Below are 18,353 nucleotides of genomic sequence, written 5' to 3'. Positions count from 1 at the left end.
GCCAGCTTAGCAGAAGGGCGTGCCGTGGCGGAAGCGCTGGCCGCCGGGGGGGGCTCAACAACCGCCGGCGATCGCCGCGACCACCAGCAGCGGTTCGTCGCCGGCGACCACCGCCGGCGGCAGCGGCGCCTCGAGCGGCGCGTGCGAGAGGTCCCGGCCGCCGGCGAAGAAGCGGATCAGCGGCCGCCGCCGGTGCGTCGCCGGGTCGCGCAGCGTGCCGGCGAGCGCCGGGTGGCGGGCTTCCAGCGCGTCGATCAGCGCCGCCAGCGTCGGCGGGCCGGCGAGCGCGAGTGCGATTTCCCTTGCTTCGCCGTCGATCCGCGCCAGGACGCGCAGCGGCGTCGGCAGCACGACGCGGATCACGGCAGCGTCTGCGCCTCGACCGAGAGCACCGCCGGCAGGTCGCGGACGATCGCCGTCCAGTGGTCGCCGCCGTCGGCCGACGCATAGACCTGGCCGCCGGTGGTGCCGAAGTAGATGCCGCAGGGGTCGAGCGTGTCCACGGCCATCGCGTCGCGCAGCACGTTCACGTAGCAGTCCCGTTGCGGCAGGCCGTCGGTCAGCGCCTGCCAGTCGTCGCCGCCGCTGCGGCTGCGGTAGACGCGCAGCCGGCCGTCCGGCGGGTAGTGCTCGGAATCGCTCTTGATCGGCACCACGTAGATGGTCTCCGGCTCGTGCGCATGCACGTCGATGACGAAGCCGAAGTCGCTGGGCAGGTTGCCGCTGACCTCGCGCCACGATTCGCCGGCGTCGTCGCTGCGCAACACGTCCCAGTGCTTCTGCATGTACAGCGTCTGCGGCCGGTCGCGGTGCAGCGCGATGCGGTGTACGCAGTGGCCGACCTCGGCGTTCGGGTCGGGAATGTACAGCGAATGCAGGCCGCGGTTGATCGGCTTCCAGGTCGCGCCGGCGTCGTCGCTGCGGAAGGCGCCGGCGGCCGAGATCGCCGCGTAGATTCGCTGCGCGTCGCTCGGGTCGAGCAGGATGGTGTGCAGGCACAGGCCGCCGGCGCCCGGCTGCCAGGCCGGTCCGGAACCGTGGCCGCGCAGGCCGGGCAATTCCCGCCAGCTGCCGCCGCCGTCGTCGCTCCGGAACAGCGCGGCATCCTCGACCCCGGCATAGACCGTGTCCGGGTCGTCGAGCGCCGGTTCGAGGTGCCAGACGCGCTTGAACTCCCACGGTCGCGACGAGCCGTCGTACCACTGGTGCGTGCCGGTGTCGCCGGCGTAGGCGAACTGGTTGCCGACCGCGTTCCAGGTTTTTCCGCCGTCGTCCGAACGCTGGATCGTCTGCCCGAACCAGCTGCTCGTCTGCGATACGTAGATGCGCTTGGGGTCGGCCGGCGAGCCCTTCAGGTGGTAGATCTCCCAGCCGCCGAAGTGCGGACCGCTGACTTCCCAGTGGTCGCGCCGGCCGTCGGCGCGGAGGATGAAGGCGCCCTTGCGCGTGCCGACCAGCAGCCTGATTCCGCTCATCGTCGTCTCCTTCGTTTTCTTCTACGATCGGCCGGATGCGGCCTCGGAACTGGAATGGACTTCCGGGCGGGAAGCGAGTTCCGGCGACCGGAACGGGGAGCGGCAGGGATGGACGTGGCGCGGGCAGGGCGGGCCGGCGCAGCGACGCCGCCGCGTGCGGCGCCCGAGGCGGCGAGCGTGGCTCAGCGCAGCGTCGCGCCGCCGGCCGCCGCGGCGAGCGGCGAGCGGCTCGCCGGCGAGACGAGGTCGGCGACCGCCGGCGGTGCCTCACGCTCCCACAGCAGCGCGAGCACGCTGGCGATGAAGCGCTTGTGCTCGAGCGGCGCGTTGTTGTACCAGTTGCGCAGGTATTCCTCGAGCGTGTTGCGCGCGTCGGCCGGGTTCGGGTTGAGGTAGCCGAGCGCATCCCAGTTCTGCGGATTGGCGCTGAACAGCGGCAGCAGCAGGTTGGCGAGGACTTCGTTCTTCTGCCGCAGATAGGGATTCTCGCGCAGCTCCGCCTCGTTCTCGTGCAGCCAGGCCGACAGCGGTGCGTGCGCCGGCAGCTGGCGATGGCCCTCGGCGATCAGGTGGTCGAAGAAGCGCCGCAACTTGCGCGCCTCGTCCGCCCACTGCGGTTCCGGCGGCGACTGTTCCCAGTTCCTGGCGAGGCTGGTCAGCGTGAACAACGACGCCGTCTCGCACAGCGTTTCCTCGAACCACTGGTTGTGCTTGACCGTCTGCGGGCCGACGTTGTGCTCGTAGTTCGACAGGATGTGGCACAGCTCGTGGGCGAACTCGTAGACGTACAGGTGCCACTTCTCGCCCTTGGCGTGCAGGTGCACGCGGTATTCGCCGCCGGAGCCGCGCTCGTACAGCGCGACCGGCGCGCGGTCGGTGTGGCTGACGACGATCGGTACCGTCAGTTTTTCCGGCATCCGCGACATCAGCTCGTCGGCGACCGCGTAGAGCACCGTTTCGATCATGCGCGGGTTCGCGTCGCCCCAGCCGCCGGGCTCGACGCGGATGTCCAGCCCCAGCTGGCGGCTGCTGACGCCCGGCTTCGCCGGCGCTTCCCGGCCGCTGTCGGCATGCGCCAGCGAACAGGCGATCGAGGCGATGATCAGCGGCAGGCGCATCTGGCGCATGATCCAGGCGCGCGGCGTGCCGCGGCGCCGTTCTTCCCGCTTGCTCTTCATGTCCGTTCTCCCGTGGCTCGGCGGCCGGCTGTCCCCGGCGATCGCGCCGGCAGCCTGCTTCCGGCCGACGCCTCTGTTCGCAGGTGGACCGTCGTCAGGCGGGCCGCGTTCCCGGCGCGGCGGCTGGCACGGATTTTTTCCGAACCAATCGCCGAAGCGCCAGTCACAGTCACGTTGAACGAATGACCGTCACTTTCAGGGAGGCAACCAACTGAAGGAGAAAGTCATGAAAAAACAAGGTTTCTCTACGCAGGTATGCGGCCTCGCGATCGGGGTCGCCGGTGCGCTGGCACCGTTTGTCTCGGCGCAGGCCGCCGATGAACTGGCCGACCGCTACATCAACGGCTACCTGAACGATCCCTACACCAACGAAGTCGCGGCCGAGCGGGCGAGCGTCTTCCCGGGCGACGTGAAGTCGATCAAGACCAGCGACGCCAGCGGCGCGCAGGGCCCGATCCGCGACGACAGCGCGATGTCGGCCGACAAGCCGAAGAAGCAGGAAAGCTTCCGCCAGGATCAGCCGCTCGAGTTGTATACCGGCCAGACCTTCGATGATTCGGGCAAGGTCCGCGGCGCCGAAGGTCCGATCCGGACGACGCCGACGACGCTCGAAGACAAGCCGATGGGTCAGCAGCAGAGCGACCGCGAATGGCTGGAACGCTACAGCGGGTCCTGATTTCCTGTCACCGTTGAACGGAGGGCATGCGCCGCTGCGCTAGCGGCGCGCCCCCGCTCACATCCGCTGCGGCGCCGGGCTCACTCCAGCGCCAGCACCCACGCGATCACCGCCTTCAGGTCCTCGTCGCCGATCTTGTCGGCCGGGTGCGGCATCATCGGCACCTGCCCCCAGACGCCACCGCCGCCCTGGCGCACCTTGTCCGCGAGGCGCGCGGGGGCGCTCGCGTCGCCGCGGTACTTGGCGGCGACTTCGCGGTAGGCGGGGCCGACCATCTTCTTGTCGACCGCGTGGCAGGCGATGCAGCGCGCCTTCTTGGCGATCGCTTCGGACGCCTGTGCCGGCAGTGCGACGACGGCGGCGGCGAGGAGGAGGGGGAGGGCGGTACGGTAGTGCATGGCAAATCCTTGGTTGCGGTAGAGGTCAGAGGAAGCCGAGCTCGGCGAGTTCGGCGTCGGTAAAGAGCCGCGAGCGGGTGTGGAAGGCCTTGCCTTCCGGGCCTTCGAGCGAGAAGGTGCCGCCGTGGCCGTCGATCACGTCGATGATCAGCTGCGTGTGCTTCCAGTAGGCGTACTGCGACTTGCTGATGTAGAACGGGCAGCCGCCGATGTCGCCGAGGTATTCGTCGCCGGTGCCGATGGTCAGTTCGCCGGGCAGGTAGCAGTTGGCCGCGCTGTTGTCGCAGCAGCCGCCGGACTGGTGGAAGAAGAGCGGGCCGTGCTTCGCCTTCAGGCGTTCGATCAGTTCCAGCGCGGCGGGCGTGGCGACGACCTTATCGACCATGATCGGCTCCGGAAAAAACGGGGGCGGAAAGCGGGCTTTCCGCCCCGAACTTGCTCGCAGTAAGCAAGAGGAGGAGATGGCGGCCGGCCCCAGCAACGAGGGCCGCCGCCCGCTGCACAAAAGTCAGAAGAAGCCCAGTTTCTGCTCGCTGTAGCTGACCAGCAGGTTCTTCGTCTGCTGGTAGTGGTCGAGCATCATCTTGTGCGTCTCGCGGCCGATGCCGGACTCCTTGTAGCCGCCGAAGGCGGCGTGCGCCGGGTAGGCGTGGTAGCAGTTGGTCCACACGCGGCCGGCCTTGATCGCGCGGCCCATGCGGTAGGCGACGTTGCCGTTGCGGCTCCAGACGCCGGCGCCGAGGCCGTACAGCGTGTCGTTGGCGATCGCCAGCGCTTCCGCCTCGTCCTTGAAGGTGGTCACGGCCAGCACCGGCCCGAAGATCTCTTCCTGGAAGATGCGCATCTTGTTGTGGCCCTTGAACACCGTCGGCTCGATGTAGTAGCCCTCGGCCAGCTCGCCGGACAGCTTGGCGCGGTTGCCGCCGATCAGTACCTGGGCGCCTTCCTGCTTGCCGAGGTCGAGGTAGGAGCTGATCTTGGTGATCTGCTCCATCGACGCCTGCGCGCCGATCATCGTCTCGGTGTCGAGCGGGCTGCCCTGCTTGATCGCGGCGATGCGCTTCAGGCAGCGCTCCATGAACTTGTCGTAGATCTTCTCGGAAATCAGCGCGCGCGACGGGCAGGTGCACACCTCGCCCTGGTTGAACGCGAACAGCACCAGGCCCTCGACCGCCTTGTCGAGGAAGCCGTCGTCGGCGGCCATCACGTCGTCGAAGAAGATGTTCGGCGACTTGCCGCCCAGCTCCAGCGTCGCCGGAATCAGGTTGTTGGCGGCGGCCTGCGCGATCACGCGGCCGGTCGAGGTCGAGCCGGTGAAGGCGATCTTGGCGATGCGCTTCGAGGTCGCGAGCGGCATGCCGGCTTCGCGGCCGAAGCCGTTGATCACGTTCAGCACGCCCGGCGGCAGTAGGTCGGCGATCAGCTCGACCAGCACCAGGATCGAGATCGGGGTCGACTCGGCCGGCTTCAGTACCACGCAGTTGCCGGCGCCGAGCGCCGGGGCGAGCTTCCACGCGGCCATCAGCAGCGGGAAGTTCCACGGGATGATCTGGCCGACGACGCCGAGCGGCTCGTGGAAGTGATAGGCAACGGTGGTCTCGTCGATTTCGGAAATGCCGCCTTCCTGCGCGCGCAGGCAGCCGGCGAAGTAGCGGAAGTGGTCGGCGGACAGCGGCACGTCGGCGTTCAGCGTCTCGCGCATCGGCTTGCCGTTGTCGACGGTCTCGGCGTAGGCCAGCACTTCGAGGTTCTGCTCGATGCGGTCGGCGATCTTCAAGAGCAGGTTCGAACGCTCGGCCGGCGAGGTGCGGGCCCACTTGTCGGCGGCGGCGTGCGCGGCGTCGAGCGCCAGCTCGACGTCCTCGGCGGTGGAGCGCGCGGCCATCGTGTAGGGTTTGCCGGTGATCGGCGTGATCACGTTGAAGTATTCGCCCTTGACCGGGGCGACCCACTTGCCGCCGATGAAGTTGTCGTACTTGGCCTTGTAGGCGATCTTGGCGCCGGCGGCGCCGGGGGATGCGTAGAGCATGTCGTCTCCTCGTTACTCTGTGATGGTGGGCATTACCCGCGTTCAGGGTCGCCGAGCCGCCGCCGCTACCACCCGGCGACGACCCGGACGACTCACGCCTCTGCAGGCACGGCCCGTGCCAGGCCCCGGGCGGTCGGCCGCAAAGGCTTGCGGCGCAAGGGATTGGGCGGAATTCGCGGCGCCCCGGCCGGCGTTTATGCCGTTGCGCTGTTGATCAATTGCGCAACAACTGCTCCGCGATGGAGCGGTCGGCGCATCGCAAAGGCCCGCGGGCAGCGGCTTTTCACGGGCATGGAATGTGCGTGGGCGGGCTCCGTGAAGAACGAAGACGACGAACTCCCCGCTCCCGCCGGCGATGCCAGCGACCTGATCGCCCGCTCCTGGCAGCGCTGCCGCGACGCCGGCCTCGACGCCGCGCAGGCGCTGCCGGTGCCGGCCACGCCGCCGAAGACGCTGGCCGACCGGCTGGAGGCCAACGCCCGCCTGGTGGCCTACGCGCAGCCGATGCTCGAGGGGCTCTACCAGCATCTGGCGCGCTCGTCGTCGATGGTGCTGCTCGCCGACAACGCCGGCATGATCCTGCGCGCGGTCGGCGACGCCGACTTCATCGCCCGCGCCGCGCGCTGCCACCTGCAGCCGGGCGCCGTCTGGTCGGAGGCGGAGATGGGCACCAACGCGATCGGCACCGCGCTGGTCGAGCGCTGCACCGTCGCCGTCGTCGGCCGCGAGCACTTCCTCGACCGCAACCGCTTCCTGACCTGCATCTCGGCGCCGATTCTCGCCCCCGGCGGCGGCGTCCTCGGCGTGCTCGACATCTCCGGCGACGCGCGCGTCGCGCAGGTGCACGGCGCGGCGCTGGTCGAGATCAACGCCGGCATCATCGAGAACCGTCTGCTCGAGACGCTGCCCGACGCCGCCGTCGTGCTCCGCCTGCACGCCACCGCCGAAGGACTCGGCTCGCACCTCGACGGCCTGCTCGCGCTCGCCGACGACGGCCGCTGCCTCGCCGGCAACCGCCGCCTGCCGCGCCTGTTCGGGCGCCCCGCCGGCTGGTCGCCGGCCGGCGCCGGCTTCGCCGAGCTGTTCGCGACGCCGTGGCCGGCGCTGCTCGAGCACGCCTGCCGGCGCGGCGAGGAGCCGCTGGCGGTGCGCCTGCGGCACGGCGGCGAACTGCTCGCGCGCATCGGCCTGCGCGCCGGCGTGCGCAGCTTCGCCGTCGCCGCGCCGCCGGCCGCGCCCGCCCGCTGCCCGCTCGACGAGCTGGGCAGCGAGGACCCGCGCATGGCCGAGGCGATCCGCCGCGCCAAGCGCATCGCCGAATGCGACATCCCGCTCTTGATCCAGGGCGAGACCGGCAGCGGCAAGGAATGGTTCGCGCAGGCCTTCCACAAGAGCGGCGCGCGCCGCGCCGCGCCCTTCGTCGCGGTCAATTGCGCGGCGATCCCGGCGACGCTGATCGAGGCCGAGCTGTTCGGCCACGTCGAGGGCGCCTTCACCGGCGCCCGGCGCAGCGGCGCGCGCGGCAAGATCCGCGAGGCCGACGGCGGCACGCTGTTCCTCGACGAGATCGGCGACATGCCGCTGGCGCTGCAGGCGGTGCTCTTGCGCGTGCTCGAGACGCGGCGCGTGGCGCCGCTCGGCGGGCACGGCGAGGAGCCGGTCGACTTCGCGCTGGTCTGCGCCAGCCACCAGCCGCTGCGTGCGCTGGTCGACCACGGCCAGTTCCGCGCCGACCTCTTCTTCCGCCTGTCCGGGATGACCGTGTCGCTGCCGCCGCTCAGGGAGCGCCAGGACTTCGACCGGGTGGTGCGGCGCATCCTCGCCGAGGAGGCGCCGGGCCGCGAGCCGCGCGTCGCGCCGGCGGCGCTCGACCTGCTGCGCCGCCACGACTGGCCGGGCAACCTGCGCCAGCTGCGCAACGTGCTGCGTCTGGCGGTCGCGCTGCTCGGCGACGAGCGCCTGCTGACCCCGGACTTCCTGCCGGCCGAGCTCCTCGACGCCGGCTGCCGCGGGCACGGCGAATCCGGGCTGCGCGCCGTGCAGATCCGCCTCGTCCAGGAAACCGTCGAGCGCCACGGCGGCAACATCTCCGCCGCCGCGCGCGAGCTGGGCATCACGCGCACCACGCTCTACCGCAAGCTGGCCGAGGGCCGCGGCGAGCGCGGCGCGGCGCCGGACGGCGGCGGGGCCGGCGGCGGCTGACTTCATGCGTTCGGCATGAAAAAAAGTGCTGACCTGAGCGCCACTTTGGTGTAGCCTGCGCGCCCTCTAGGGTTATTTGCAGTACATCACGGCATGAATACATTCCTGCCGCGCACCGGTTTCAACCGTCCGCCGCTCGTCCGCTTCCTCGCCGGACTGACCATCGCAGAAGTTCCCGAGTCGAAACAATTCCTTGCGGAAAGACTGGGCCAGTGGCTGGAGCTCAGCGACGCCATCGCGCTGTCCGGCGCGCTCGCCGCCGGCGCGGCGGACGCGGCCGGCGCTCGTCCGCCGGCGGGCGGCGCGCTGGCGGACGAGGTCGCGCGCGTGCGCGCCGCGCTCGCCGCGGCGATCGCCGCCGACACCGCCGACGGCGCCGGCCAGCCCGGCCGGCCGCGCGTTCGCCTGCCCGTTCCCGGGCCGGGCGCGACGCTAGCCACGGCGGCCGATTTCCTGCCCTACCGCCGCTACTACGTCGCCCACCAGCGCGACATGGAGGCGGCGATCGGTCCGCTGCGCGCGCGGGCGCGGGCGCTGTTGGCGGCGCGCTCGCCGGCGCTGGCGGGCCTGGCCGCACTCGACGCGGCGCTCGAGCAGGCGCTGGCCGAGCGCGAGCGCCAGCAGCTGGGGGCGGTGCCCTTCCTGCTCGAGAAGCATTTCAAGCGCCTGCACGAGGCGCAGCGGCAGGCCGTGGCGGCGTCGCCGCCGGGCGACGACCCGGCGCGCTGGCTGCAGCCCGGCGGCTGGCTGGCGCGCTTCTGCGGCGACCTGCGCCAGCTGCTGCACGCCGAGCTGGAGTTGCGCCTGCAGCCGCTGCTCGGGCTGGTCGAGGCCGGCGGCGGCGATGCCGCCGCGGCAGCGTTTTGATGAGAGGTAACGAAGCAACAATGAACAGGAATCTCTGCATGGCCGCCTTCGCGGCCGGCCTCGTCGCCGTCCTCTGGGTCGGCGCCGGCTATCTCGGCTCGCATCCGCTGGCGCTGGCGATGACGGCGCTGATCGGTGCCGTCTACGTCGTCGGCGCGCTCGAGCTGAAGCGCTTCCACGACGCGACGACTTCGCTGACCGCGGCGCTCGCCGCGATCCCGGACCAGCTCGCCCGCCTCGACGACTGGCTGGCGCCGCTGCATCCCTCGCTGCAGAATGCGGTGCGCCTGCGCGTCGAAGGCGAGCGCGCCGGGCTGCCCGGGCCGGCGGTGACGCCCTACCTGGTCGGCCTGCTGGTCATGCTCGGCATGCTCGGCACCTTCCTCGGCATGGTCGTCACGCTGAACGGCGCCGTGCTCGCACTGGAGACGACCACCGACCTGCCGACCATCCGCGCCGCGCTGGCGGCGCCGGTGAAGGGCCTCGGGCTGGCCTTCGGCACCTCGGTCGCCGGCGTCGCCGCCTCGGCGATGCTCGGCCTGATCTCCTCGCTGTGTCGCCGCGAGCGGCTGCAGGCCGGGCAGCTGCTGGACGCGAAGATCGCCGGCGAGCTGCGCGCCTTCTCGCTGGTGCACCAACGCCAGGAAACCTTCAAGGCGCTGCAGGCGCAGAGCCAGTCGCTGCCCGACGTCGCCGGCCAGCTGGCGACGCTGATGGCGCAGCTGGAGAAGCAGAACGCGCAGCTCAACGAACGCCTGCTCGCCGATCAGGAGCGCTTCCACCGCGAGGCGCAGGCGGCCTATGGCGAGCTCGCGCGGTCGGTCGACCGCTCGCTGCAGGCGAGCCTCGGCGACGCCGCCCGCGTTGCCGGCGCGGCGATCCAGCCGGCGGTCGAGGCGACGCTGGCCGGGCTTGCACGCGAGACGACGATGCTGCACGAACGGATGGCGGCGACCGCCGCCGCCCAGCTCGACGGCCTCGCCGTCCGCGTCGAGGCGAACGCCGCCGCCGTCGCCGCTGCCTGGAGCGGCGCGCTCGCTCGCCACGAGCAGCGCGACGAGGCGCTGAGCGTCCGCCTCGGGCAGGCGCTCGACGGCTTCGCGCAGGGCTTCGAACAGCGCTCGACGGCGCTGGTCGAGCGCGTCGGCGCCGCGCAGGCGGCGCTGCAGGCGGACCTCGCCGCGCGCGACGGCGAGCGCCAGGCGGCACTGGCGCAGTCCCTCGCCGGGATGGCCGCGGCGCTGCGCGAGGAATGGCGGCAGGCTGGCGAGCAGTCGCTGGCGCAGCAGCAGGCGATCTGCCGCACGCTGGAGACGAGCGCGCAGGGCGTCGTCGCCGAGGCGCAGGCGCAGGCCGGCCAGACGCTGGCCGAGATCGCCCGCCTCGCGCAGCACGCCGCCGAGGCGCCGCGCGCCGCCGCCGCGGTGATCGGCGAACTGCGCGCGCTGCAGGGCGAGCTCGCCGCGCGCGACGGCGAACGGCAGGCGGCGCTGGCGCAGTCGCTCGACGGCATGGCCGCGACGCTGCGCGACGAGTGGCGGCAGGCCGGCGAGCAGACGCTGGCGCAGCAGCAACAGATCTGCCGCACGCTGGAAAGCACCGCGCAGGGCATCGCCGCGCATGCCGAGGCGCAGGCCGGCAAGACCATCGACGAGATCGCCCGCCTGATGCAGACCGCCGCGGAAGCGCCGCGCGTCGCCGCCGAGGTGATCGGCGCGCTGCGCCAGCAACTCTCGGACAGCGTCGCCAAGGACAACGCGCTGCTCGACGAGCGCAGCCGCATCATGGAAGGCCTGGGCACGCTGCTCGCCGCGATCAACGCCGCCACCGTCGAACAGCGCAACGTCATCGAATCGCTGGTGGCCACCGCCGCCGCCGCGCTCGAGCGCACCGGCAGCCGCTTCGCCGAGGAAGCCGGCGCCGAGTCGGCGAAGCTGGTCGAGGCCGCCGCGCAGACGGCCGGCGGCGCGGTCGAGGTGGCCAGCCTGGCGGAGGCCTTCGCCGGCGCCGTGCAGCAGTTCGGCGAGACCAGCGCGAAGATGGTCGACGGCCTCGCCCGCATCGAGGGCGCGCTGGAGAAATCGCTGGCGCGCAGCGACGAGCAGCTCGCCTACTACGTGGCGCAGGCGCGCGAGCTGATCGACCTCAGCATCATGTCGCAGCAGCGCGTCGTCGATGACCTGCAGCAGCTCTCGGGCAGGGCGCGCGCCGCCGAGGTGGCGTGATGGAGGAGATCGACGGCAGCATCGAGCAGACGGCGCCGGTGTGGGCCGTCTTCGGCGACCTGATGGCGGGTCTGCTCGGCGCCTTCGTCATCATCCTGGTCGGCGTGCTCGGCGTGCAGATGGAACTGGTCAGCACGCTGGAAGCCGAGATCCACAAGCGGCAGCAGGAGGAACAGCGGCGCATGGCGCTGGAGAAGGCGCTCGCCGGCCCGCTTGCCTCCGGCCGCGTGACCCTGAACAACGGCCGGATCGGCATCAGCGGCAGCGTGCTCTTCGCGCTCAATTCCGACCAGCTGCAGCCGGAAGGCCGGCAGCTGTTGAAGAGCCTCGCCGGGCCGCTCGCCGCCTACCTCGCCGCGCGCGACGAACTGTTGATGGTCAGCGGCTTCACCGACGACCGCCCGGTGCGCGACAGCAACCACCAGTTCGCCGACAACTGGGAGCTCTCCGCGCAGCGCGCGCTGACCGTCACGCGTACGTTGATCGAGGAGGGCATGCCGTCCGCCGCGGTCTTCGCCGCCGCCTTCGGCGCCGAGCAGCCGGTCGCCTCCAACGCCGATGCCAAGGGGCGCGCGCAGAACCGGCGCGTCGAGATGGCGCCGGTGCCGAAGAGCACCCGCGCACAACCGGACAGCCATGGCTGAGTCCGCCGCGGCCGTCCCGGCGCCGACGGCCGACGACCCGCTCGCCGCGCTGCGCGCGCGCGGCGCCGGACGCGCCGACCCGGTCCGCTTCCGCTTCCTCGAAGCGCTGGCCCGCCGCGCCGCGGCGCAGCAGGGCGCCGCGCGCCGCCTGCTCGATGCGCGGCTGGCGCAGGCGCTCGCCGACTTCGCCGCACATCTCGACGCGGCAAGCGATCGCGCCGGCGCTGCGCTGGCCGCGGCAGCCGGGCGTCATCCCGAGGCCGCCGCGGCCCTGCAGTCCTTGTTCGACGCCGGCGACTTCGCCGCGCTGCACCGCCGCCTCGCCGCGCTGGCCGACCCGGCCGTGCCGACGCCGCTCGCCGGACTGGCCGCCCGCCTGGCGCAGCACACGCCGGCTGCGGCCGACCCCGGCGCCGCTTCCGAAGCGCATTCCGCCGCCGTCGCCGCCCCCGCCGAACTGAAGTCGCTGCGCTATTTCCGCAACACCTGGTCGAAACTCAGCGTCGAGCAGCAGCTGGCCGAGGCGCTGGCGCAGGCGCCGGAGAATGCCGGCCCGCTCAACTCGCACCTGCTCGTGCTGCGCGCGCTGGAACGCATGCGCGACGTGTCGCCCGACTACCTGAGCCGCTTCATGGCCTACGCCGACGCGCTGCTGTGGCTGGCGCAGGCGGACGGGATCGACCTGCCGGCCGAGCGGGGCGCCGCCGTCGGCGACGGCGAGCGCCGGAAGGGCCGCGGCGCCAAGCCCGGCCGCTGAGGCGCCGCTCCGTTCTCCGCGGCGGGCGCGAGAAAATGCGCTCGCGCGAGGGCTGAATCGCCGATAATTGCCGCAGCAGCCGGGGCCGGCCCCGGCGCCACGTCGATCTGGAGACCGCCCGCCCCGCCATGGCCCGCTCGCTGCAATTCCGCCTTTCCATGCTCTTCGTCGCGCTGACGACGGCGACGCTCGCGGCCTTCGGCTTGCTCGGCCAGGTCCGGCTGACGGCCGAGCTGGGCGAGAACTTCGCCGCGATGCAGCAGGCGACCGTGCGCCGCCTTGCCAGCAGCCTCGCTTCGCCGCTGTGGGACGTGAACCGCGATGCGGTCGGCAATATCCTGGAAGCCGAGATGCTGCGCCCGGAGGTGGCGGCGATCGAGGTCTTCGACGTCGGCGGCCGGCCGTTCGCCGCCGCCAGCCGCGATCCGGCGGGCGCCGTCGGCGAAGCGCCGCCGGGCAGCGCCGCCGAGGCCGGCATCGCGCGCCTGGCGGGCGGCGATGCGGCCGGCCGCGAGCGCGCGGCGGAGACGATCGGCCGCGTCGTCGTCCACTTCACCCGCGAGCAGTTCGACGCGACGCTGCAGCGCAACTGGCAGCGCAAGCTGCTCGAGGTGCTGGCGATCGACGCACTGCTGATCCTGCTGATGTTCGTCAGCCTGCGCACGATCTTCGGCCCGCTCGGCGAGCTGCGCGACGCCCTGTTCGCCGAGGCGCGGCGCAGCGGCGGCCGGCGCGAGGCCGCCGGCGAACTGCCGCCCAGTCCGTACCGCGAAATCGGCGAGCTGACCGAGGGCTTCAACCGGGTCGTGCGCCGGATTACCGACGAGGCTGCCGCGCACGAGGCGGAGCTGCGCCAGGCGAAGGAGGTCGCCGAGGAGGGAACGCGCGCCAAGTCGGCCTTCCTCGCCAACATGTCGCACGAGATCCGGACGCCGATGAACGCGATCATCGGCATGTCGCACCTGGCCCTGCAGACGCCGCTCGACGCCGCACAGCGCAACTACATCGAGAAGGTGCACGGCGCCGCCGAAAACCTGCTGGCGATCATCAACGACATCCTCGATTTCTCGAAAATCGAGGCCGGCAAGCTCGACATCGAGCGCGTCGCCTTCGACCCGCGGGCGCTCGCCGCCGACCTCGCCGACTTCTTCGCTGCGGTGGCGGCGGACAAGGGCTTGCACTTCCGCATCGACCCCGCGGCCGGGCTGCCGCCGGCGCTGTGGGGCGATCCGCTGCGCCTGCGCCAGGTGATGCTGAACCTGGTCGGCAACGCGCTCAAGTTCACCCCGCGCGGCGAGGTCGTCGCCAGCTTCGCGCCGCTCGCGGGCGCCACGGACGGCCGCATCCGCCTGCGCTTCACGGTGCGCGACACCGGCATCGGCATCGCGCCGGACGCGCAGGCGAAGCTGTTCCAGTCCTTCGTCCAGGCCGACGGCTCGACGACGCGCCTCTACGGCGGCACCGGCCTCGGGCTGGCGATCTCGCGGCGGCTGGTCGAACTGATGGGCGGCGAGATCGGCGTCGTCAGCACGCCGGGCGCCGGCAGCACCTTCTGGTTCGAGCTCGCCTGCGACATCGCGCCGGCCTCGGCGCTGCCGGCGCCGGCCGCACGCGCGGGCATCGCCATCGCCGGCAGCCTCGCCGGCTGCCGCGTGCTCCTCGTCGACGACAATCCGCTGAACCAGGAGGTCGCCGAGCATTTCCTGCGCAAGGCCGGCATCGAGCCGACGCTCGCCACCAACGGCATCGAGGCGCTGGCCGCGCTCGAGCGGCAGCGCTTCGACATCGTGCTGATGGACTGCCAGATGCCGGTGATGGACGGCTACGAGGCGACCCGCCGCATCCGCGCCGACGCGCGCTTCGACCGCCTGCCGGTGATCGCGATGACCGCCAACGCGCTGATCGGCGACCGCGAGCGCAGCCTCGCGGCCGGCATGAACGACCACCTGACCAAGCCGCTGCAGGCCGACGTGCTGTATCCGACGCTGCTGCACTGGCTGGTCGGCAGCACCGACCCGATGCCGCTGCCACCGTCGCTGGCGGCGGCGCCGCAGGCGGCGCCGGCGGACGGCGCGGCGGCGCGGCTCGACACCGCGGCGGCGATCCGCAACCTGGGCGGCGACCGCGCGCTCTACCGGCAGATCGTCCCGACCTTCCTCGACGATCTCGCCGAGCAGCTGGCCGGCCTCGACGCCGCGCTGGCCGCCGGCGACTTCGGCGGCGCCCGCCGGGCGGCGCACAGCGTCAAGGGCATGAGCGCCTCGGTCGGCGCCGAGCGCCTGCGCCGCGATGCGCAGGCGCTGGAGAACGCCTGCGCGGCGGCCGACGCCGCCGCGGTCGCCGCTGCGGCGCCGCCCTTCCGCAGCGAGGCGGAGGCCGTCGGCGTGGCGATGCGCGACTACCTCGCCGCCGATACCTGAAGCGCCGTCCCCGCCACGGCAACGAATCGTCCTTTCCCGTCCCGACCATGAGCTCATACCCGTCTGTCCGCCCCGCATCGACCCGCCCCGCAATGCACGGTCCCGTCCGCTGGCTGCGCCGCGCGCTGGCGGTGCTGGCGCTCGCGCTGGCCGTGCCGGCGGCGGCCGACACCGTGCTGCGCGTGGCCTATCCGGAAACCGAGAACCCGCCGCGCATCCTCGGCCACGGTGCGGCCGTTCCCGACGACAAGCCGGGAATCTCGGTCGAGTTGCTGCGCCTGGCCGCCGACAAGGTGGGGGTCCGCCTCGAGTTCACGCGCGTGCCGTGGAAGCGCTGCCTGTACCTGCTCGAAAACGGCTACGTCGACGCCACCTTCCATGCCAGCTACACCGAAGAGCGGACGCGCTACGCGGTGTACCCGACCCGCGCCGGCAGGCTCGACACCGGCCGCGCGATCTATCGCAACCGCTACGCGATCTACGCCCCGAAGGGTGCCGGGATCGGCTGGGACGGCCAGACGCTGAGCAACGTCGGCAAGCCGCTCGGCACGCTGGCGGGGAACGCGGTCGCCGACGACCTGAAGCGGCTCGGCGCCGCCGTCGAGGAAGCGCCGGGCGTGCGCAGCAACATGGACAAGCTGAAGAGCGGCCGCATCGCCGCCTACGTCGAGATCGAAGGCATCGGCGACGAATTCCTCGCCGAGCACCGGGCCGAGTTCGTCGAGATCGAAAAACTGCCGTTGCCGCTGCAGGACAAGCACTACTTCCTGATCGTCGCGAAACCGTTCTACCAGCGGCACCCGGAACTCGCCGAAGCCTTCTTCGACGCCATCCGCGACGTGCAGGCGACGCCGGCGTATCGGCGGATGGTGACGACGTATCGGTAGCGGCGGGCGGCCCGCGATGCGCCGGCAGGCGCCGGGAACGCGCAGAGCGGAAAGGGCGTGGCGTCCGCACCTCGCCGGCGAAGCCACAAGCCGTGCGATCAAGTAAGATTCGGCGTCGCCACTTCCGCACAACATTTTCTTCCGTGCGCCTTGCCGCTTTCCTGCTCCTGTGGCTCCCCCTGGCCGTCGCCGCCGCCGATATCCGCATCGGCGTGCTGGCTTGGCAGGGCGAGGAATCCGCCGCCGCGGAGTGGCAACCGTTGCTGGCATCGCTGCAAGGCTCGCTGCCCGGCCATCGTCTGCAGCCCAGCTATCTCGATCTCGGCGGGATGGAGAACGCGGTCGCCGCAGGCCGGGTCGATTTCGTCGTCACCAACCCGGGCAACTACGTCGCCCTGGAGGCGCTGTACGGCGTTACCCGGATCGCCACGCAGATCATCGAAGCGGGGCAGGATTCGGCGCATACGGTAGGCTCGGCGGTCATCGTGCGCGATGACCGGCACGCCTTGAAGCGCCTCGAGGACCTCAAGGGGCAGCGCCTGGCGGCGGTTTCCCCGGACGCTTTCGGCGGCTACCAGGTGGTCTGGGCGGAATTGAAGCGGCATGGCGTCGACCCGGAGGACGGCGACATCACCCCGGTCTTCACCGGTTTTCCGATGACCCGCGTCATCGAAGCGCTGGAGAACGGCAGCGCCGACGCCGGGGCCATCCGCAGCTGCCTGCTCGAACGCCTCGAACGCGAAGGCAGGGTGCCCGCCGGGCGCTATCGCGTGCTCTCGCCGCAGGGTGCGGAGCGTCCCTGCAAGAGTTCCTCGCCGGTCTACCCCGGCTGGGCCTTCGCCGCCGCGCCCAAAACCTCGCCCGGCCTCGCGCGCGAGGTGCTGATCGCGCTGCTCGGCCTGCCCGCCGAACGGACAGGCCAGACTTGGGGCGTGCCGGCCGATTACCATCCGGTCCACGGCATGCTGCGGGAACTGCAGATCACGCCTTACGATTTCCTGCGCGAGCATCGGCTGGAGGCGCAGATCCGCCGGTATTGGCCGCTTGCCGCCGCGCTGGCGATGCTGCTGGCCTGCTGGCTCGCCTACACGCTGCGCGTCGAAGTGCTGGTTCAGCGGCGGACCCGCGAGCTGTCGGCGGCGCTGGCCGCGCGCGACCAGCTGGCCGAAAGCATCCAGGCGCACCGCCAGCAAATGGAACACCTGTCCCGGCTGTCGATTCTCGGCGAACTCTCGGGAACGCTGGCCCATGAGCTGAACCAGCCGCTCGCCACGATCAGCAACTACGCGCTGGGGCTGGCCCGCCGGCTGGACAACGGCACCCTCTCTTCCGCGGCGACCGCGCAGGCGGCGGCCGAAATCGCCAGCGAGTCCGAGCGGGCGGCCGGCATCCTCGCGGGCATCCGCGCCTTCGCCCGCAAGCGCACGCGCATCCGCGAAACGGTCGACCTGCCGACGCTGATCGACGGCGCCGTCCGCCTGTTCCGCGGCATGATCCACGATGCCCCGCAGGTCGACGTCATCGACCGGCTGCCGGCCGACCGGCGGGCGGTCGAGGTCGATCCGCTGCAGATCCAGCAGGTGTTGCTCAACCTGCTGAAAAACGGCCTCGACGCGCAGCGCTCGGCGAGACGGAGCGGACACCCGATGACGATCACCGTGGAAATCGCCGCCGACGACGGTGCCAGGATCTCGGTCCGGGATCACGGCACCGGCATGTCGGGCGAAGAACAGTCCCGCCTGTTCGAACCCTTCTTCACGACCAAGGCCGACGGCATGGGCCTCGGCCTGTCGATCAGCCGGAGCATCGCGGAAGCGCACGGCGGTACGCTCGACGCCTTGGCTCCCGACGCCGGCCCCGGCCTGGTCCTCCGCCTGCAGATTCCGCTTGCCGCCACCGCGCCCGAAACCGATGAACCAGCCCAATAGTCACCAAGCCGTCGTCCATGTCGTCGATGACGAGGCACCGTTTCGCCGTTCCCTGCTCTTCCTGCTCGAAACGGCGGGTTGGCAGGCGATCGGCCACGAATCGGCCGAGGCCTTTCTCGCGGCGCCACCCGCGTTCCCCGACGCCGGCGCTTGCCTGGTCCTCGACATCCGCATGCCGCGCATCAGCGGCCTCGAATTGCAGCGCCGCCTCAACGCCGCCGGCTCGCCGTTTCCCATCGTCTTCATGACCGGCCACGGCGACGTCGAACTGGCCGTCCAGGCGATGAAGGCCGGGGCCGTCGATTTTCTGCAGAAGCCGTTCAAGGACCAGCTGTTCCTGGACACCGTCGAACGGACCGTGGCCTTGAGCCAGACGCGGCACGAGGCCGAAACCCGCCGCCAGCAGGCCCGCGAGTCGCTGGCCCGGTTGTCCCCGCGCGAAGCCGAGGTCGCGCGCTGGCTGGCGCTCGGGCTGTCCAACAAGGAAATCGCCCGCGAACTGGCGATCAGCGACAACACCGTCCATATCCACCGGCAGCACGTGATGGAAAAAACCGGTATCGCCAGCGCCGCGGAACTGGCCCGGCTGATCCTCCGCGCCGACCCCGCGGGGCTCGACTGACGGTCGACGAAAACGGCCGCGCTCGGCGGCCGTCGTGTCTTCGAC

Annotated in this window: 16 protein-coding genes; 10 read left to right on the top strand and 6 right to left on the bottom strand. The window is 71.6% G+C overall.

The window, feature by feature from the left end; genetic code table 11:
• Nucleotides 1-54 precede the first annotated feature (54 nt).
• The 3 genes from IWH25_RS15270 to IWH25_RS15260 form a co-directional block, all read right to left on the bottom strand.
• Nucleotides 55-363 carry a MoaD/ThiS family protein gene (locus tag IWH25_RS15270; protein WP_203386620.1) on the bottom strand — a complete coding sequence of 103 codons (309 nt, stop codon included), beginning with the start codon at nucleotides 361-363 and terminating at the stop codon, nucleotides 55-57.
• Entirely contained in the window at nucleotides 360-1,475 is a 1,116-nt protein-coding gene (locus tag IWH25_RS15265) for a WD40/YVTN/BNR-like repeat-containing protein (protein WP_203386619.1), read from the bottom strand. Before IWH25_RS15265 ends, IWH25_RS15270 begins: the two co-directional genes overlap by 4 nt.
• A gap of 182 nt (nucleotides 1,476-1,657) precedes the next feature.
• On the bottom strand, nucleotides 1,658-2,653 hold the full coding sequence (locus IWH25_RS15260; RefSeq protein WP_203386618.1) for a hypothetical protein: 996 nt from the start codon (nucleotides 2,651-2,653) through the stop codon (nucleotides 1,658-1,660).
• 226 nt (nucleotides 2,654-2,879) lie between these two features.
• Between IWH25_RS15260 and IWH25_RS15255 the strand changes: the two genes are divergently transcribed.
• Nucleotides 2,880-3,329, top strand: a complete 450-nt coding sequence (locus tag IWH25_RS15255) for a hypothetical protein (RefSeq protein WP_203386617.1) — start codon at nucleotides 2,880-2,882, stop codon at nucleotides 3,327-3,329.
• Between the two features lie 80 nt (nucleotides 3,330-3,409).
• Here the strand turns inward: IWH25_RS15255 and IWH25_RS15250 are convergent, their stop codons facing one another.
• The 3 genes from IWH25_RS15250 to adh all read right to left on the bottom strand — a co-directional run bounded on the left by IWH25_RS15250 (nucleotide 3,410) and on the right by adh (nucleotide 5,756).
• Nucleotides 3,410-3,727 carry a c-type cytochrome gene (locus IWH25_RS15250; RefSeq protein ID WP_203386616.1) on the bottom strand — a complete coding sequence of 106 codons (318 nt, stop codon included), beginning with the start codon at nucleotides 3,725-3,727 and terminating at the stop codon, nucleotides 3,410-3,412.
• A gap of 25 nt (nucleotides 3,728-3,752) precedes the next feature.
• Nucleotides 3,753-4,112: a DUF779 domain-containing protein gene (locus IWH25_RS15245; protein WP_203386615.1), complete on the bottom strand. Its 360-nt coding sequence runs from the start codon at nucleotides 4,110-4,112 to the stop codon at nucleotides 3,753-3,755.
• Nucleotides 4,113-4,235: 123 nt separating this feature from the next.
• Entirely contained in the window at nucleotides 4,236-5,756 is a 1,521-nt protein-coding gene (gene adh / locus IWH25_RS15240) for an aldehyde dehydrogenase (RefSeq protein WP_203386614.1), read from the bottom strand.
• Between the two features lie 315 nt (nucleotides 5,757-6,071).
• Between adh and IWH25_RS15235 the strand changes: the two genes are divergently transcribed.
• The 9 genes from IWH25_RS15235 (at nucleotide 6,072) to IWH25_RS15195 (ending at nucleotide 18,308) form a co-directional block, all read left to right on the top strand.
• Entirely contained in the window at nucleotides 6,072-7,958 is a 1,887-nt protein-coding gene (locus IWH25_RS15235; RefSeq protein ID WP_203386613.1) for a sigma-54-dependent Fis family transcriptional regulator, read from the top strand.
• 93 nt (nucleotides 7,959-8,051) lie between these two features.
• Nucleotides 8,052-8,825 (top strand): DUF3348 family protein, encoded by a 774-nt coding sequence (locus tag IWH25_RS15230; RefSeq protein ID WP_203386612.1) that lies wholly within the window; start codon nucleotides 8,052-8,054, stop codon nucleotides 8,823-8,825.
• A gap of 38 nt (nucleotides 8,826-8,863) precedes the next feature.
• Nucleotides 8,864-11,050, top strand: a complete 2,187-nt coding sequence (locus IWH25_RS15225; RefSeq protein ID WP_238998923.1) for a DUF802 domain-containing protein — start codon at nucleotides 8,864-8,866, stop codon at nucleotides 11,048-11,050.
• Nucleotides 11,050-11,694, top strand: coding sequence for an OmpA family protein (locus IWH25_RS15220; protein WP_203386610.1), 645 nt, complete (start codon nucleotides 11,050-11,052; stop codon nucleotides 11,692-11,694). Before IWH25_RS15225 ends, IWH25_RS15220 begins: the two co-directional genes overlap by 1 nt.
• Nucleotides 11,687-12,451 carry a DUF2894 domain-containing protein gene (locus IWH25_RS15215; RefSeq protein ID WP_203386609.1) on the top strand — a complete coding sequence of 255 codons (765 nt, stop codon included), beginning with the start codon at nucleotides 11,687-11,689 and terminating at the stop codon, nucleotides 12,449-12,451. The genes IWH25_RS15220 and IWH25_RS15215 overlap by 8 nt, the downstream gene beginning before the upstream one ends.
• 128 nt (nucleotides 12,452-12,579) lie before the next feature.
• Nucleotides 12,580-14,871: an ATP-binding protein gene (locus IWH25_RS15210; RefSeq protein WP_203386608.1), complete on the top strand. Its 2,292-nt coding sequence runs from the start codon at nucleotides 12,580-12,582 to the stop codon at nucleotides 14,869-14,871.
• 92 nt (nucleotides 14,872-14,963) lie between these two features.
• Nucleotides 14,964-15,758 (top strand): substrate-binding periplasmic protein, encoded by a 795-nt coding sequence (locus IWH25_RS15205; protein WP_203386607.1) that lies wholly within the window; start codon nucleotides 14,964-14,966, stop codon nucleotides 15,756-15,758.
• Between the two features lie 143 nt (nucleotides 15,759-15,901).
• Nucleotides 15,902-17,686: a sensor histidine kinase gene (locus IWH25_RS15200; RefSeq protein ID WP_203386606.1), complete on the top strand. Its 1,785-nt coding sequence runs from the start codon at nucleotides 15,902-15,904 to the stop codon at nucleotides 17,684-17,686.
• Nucleotides 17,670-18,308, top strand: coding sequence for a response regulator transcription factor (locus IWH25_RS15195; protein WP_203386605.1), 639 nt, complete (start codon nucleotides 17,670-17,672; stop codon nucleotides 18,306-18,308). The genes IWH25_RS15200 and IWH25_RS15195 overlap by 17 nt, the downstream gene beginning before the upstream one ends.
• Nucleotides 18,309-18,353 lie beyond the last annotated feature (45 nt).

This window comes from Azospira restricta, from assembly GCF_016858125.1.
Lineage (GTDB): Bacteria > Pseudomonadota > Gammaproteobacteria > Burkholderiales > Rhodocyclaceae > Proximibacter > Proximibacter restrictus.
The sequence above is the reverse complement of the archived record's forward strand: the minus strand, read 5'-3'. Positions and strand labels throughout refer to the sequence as shown.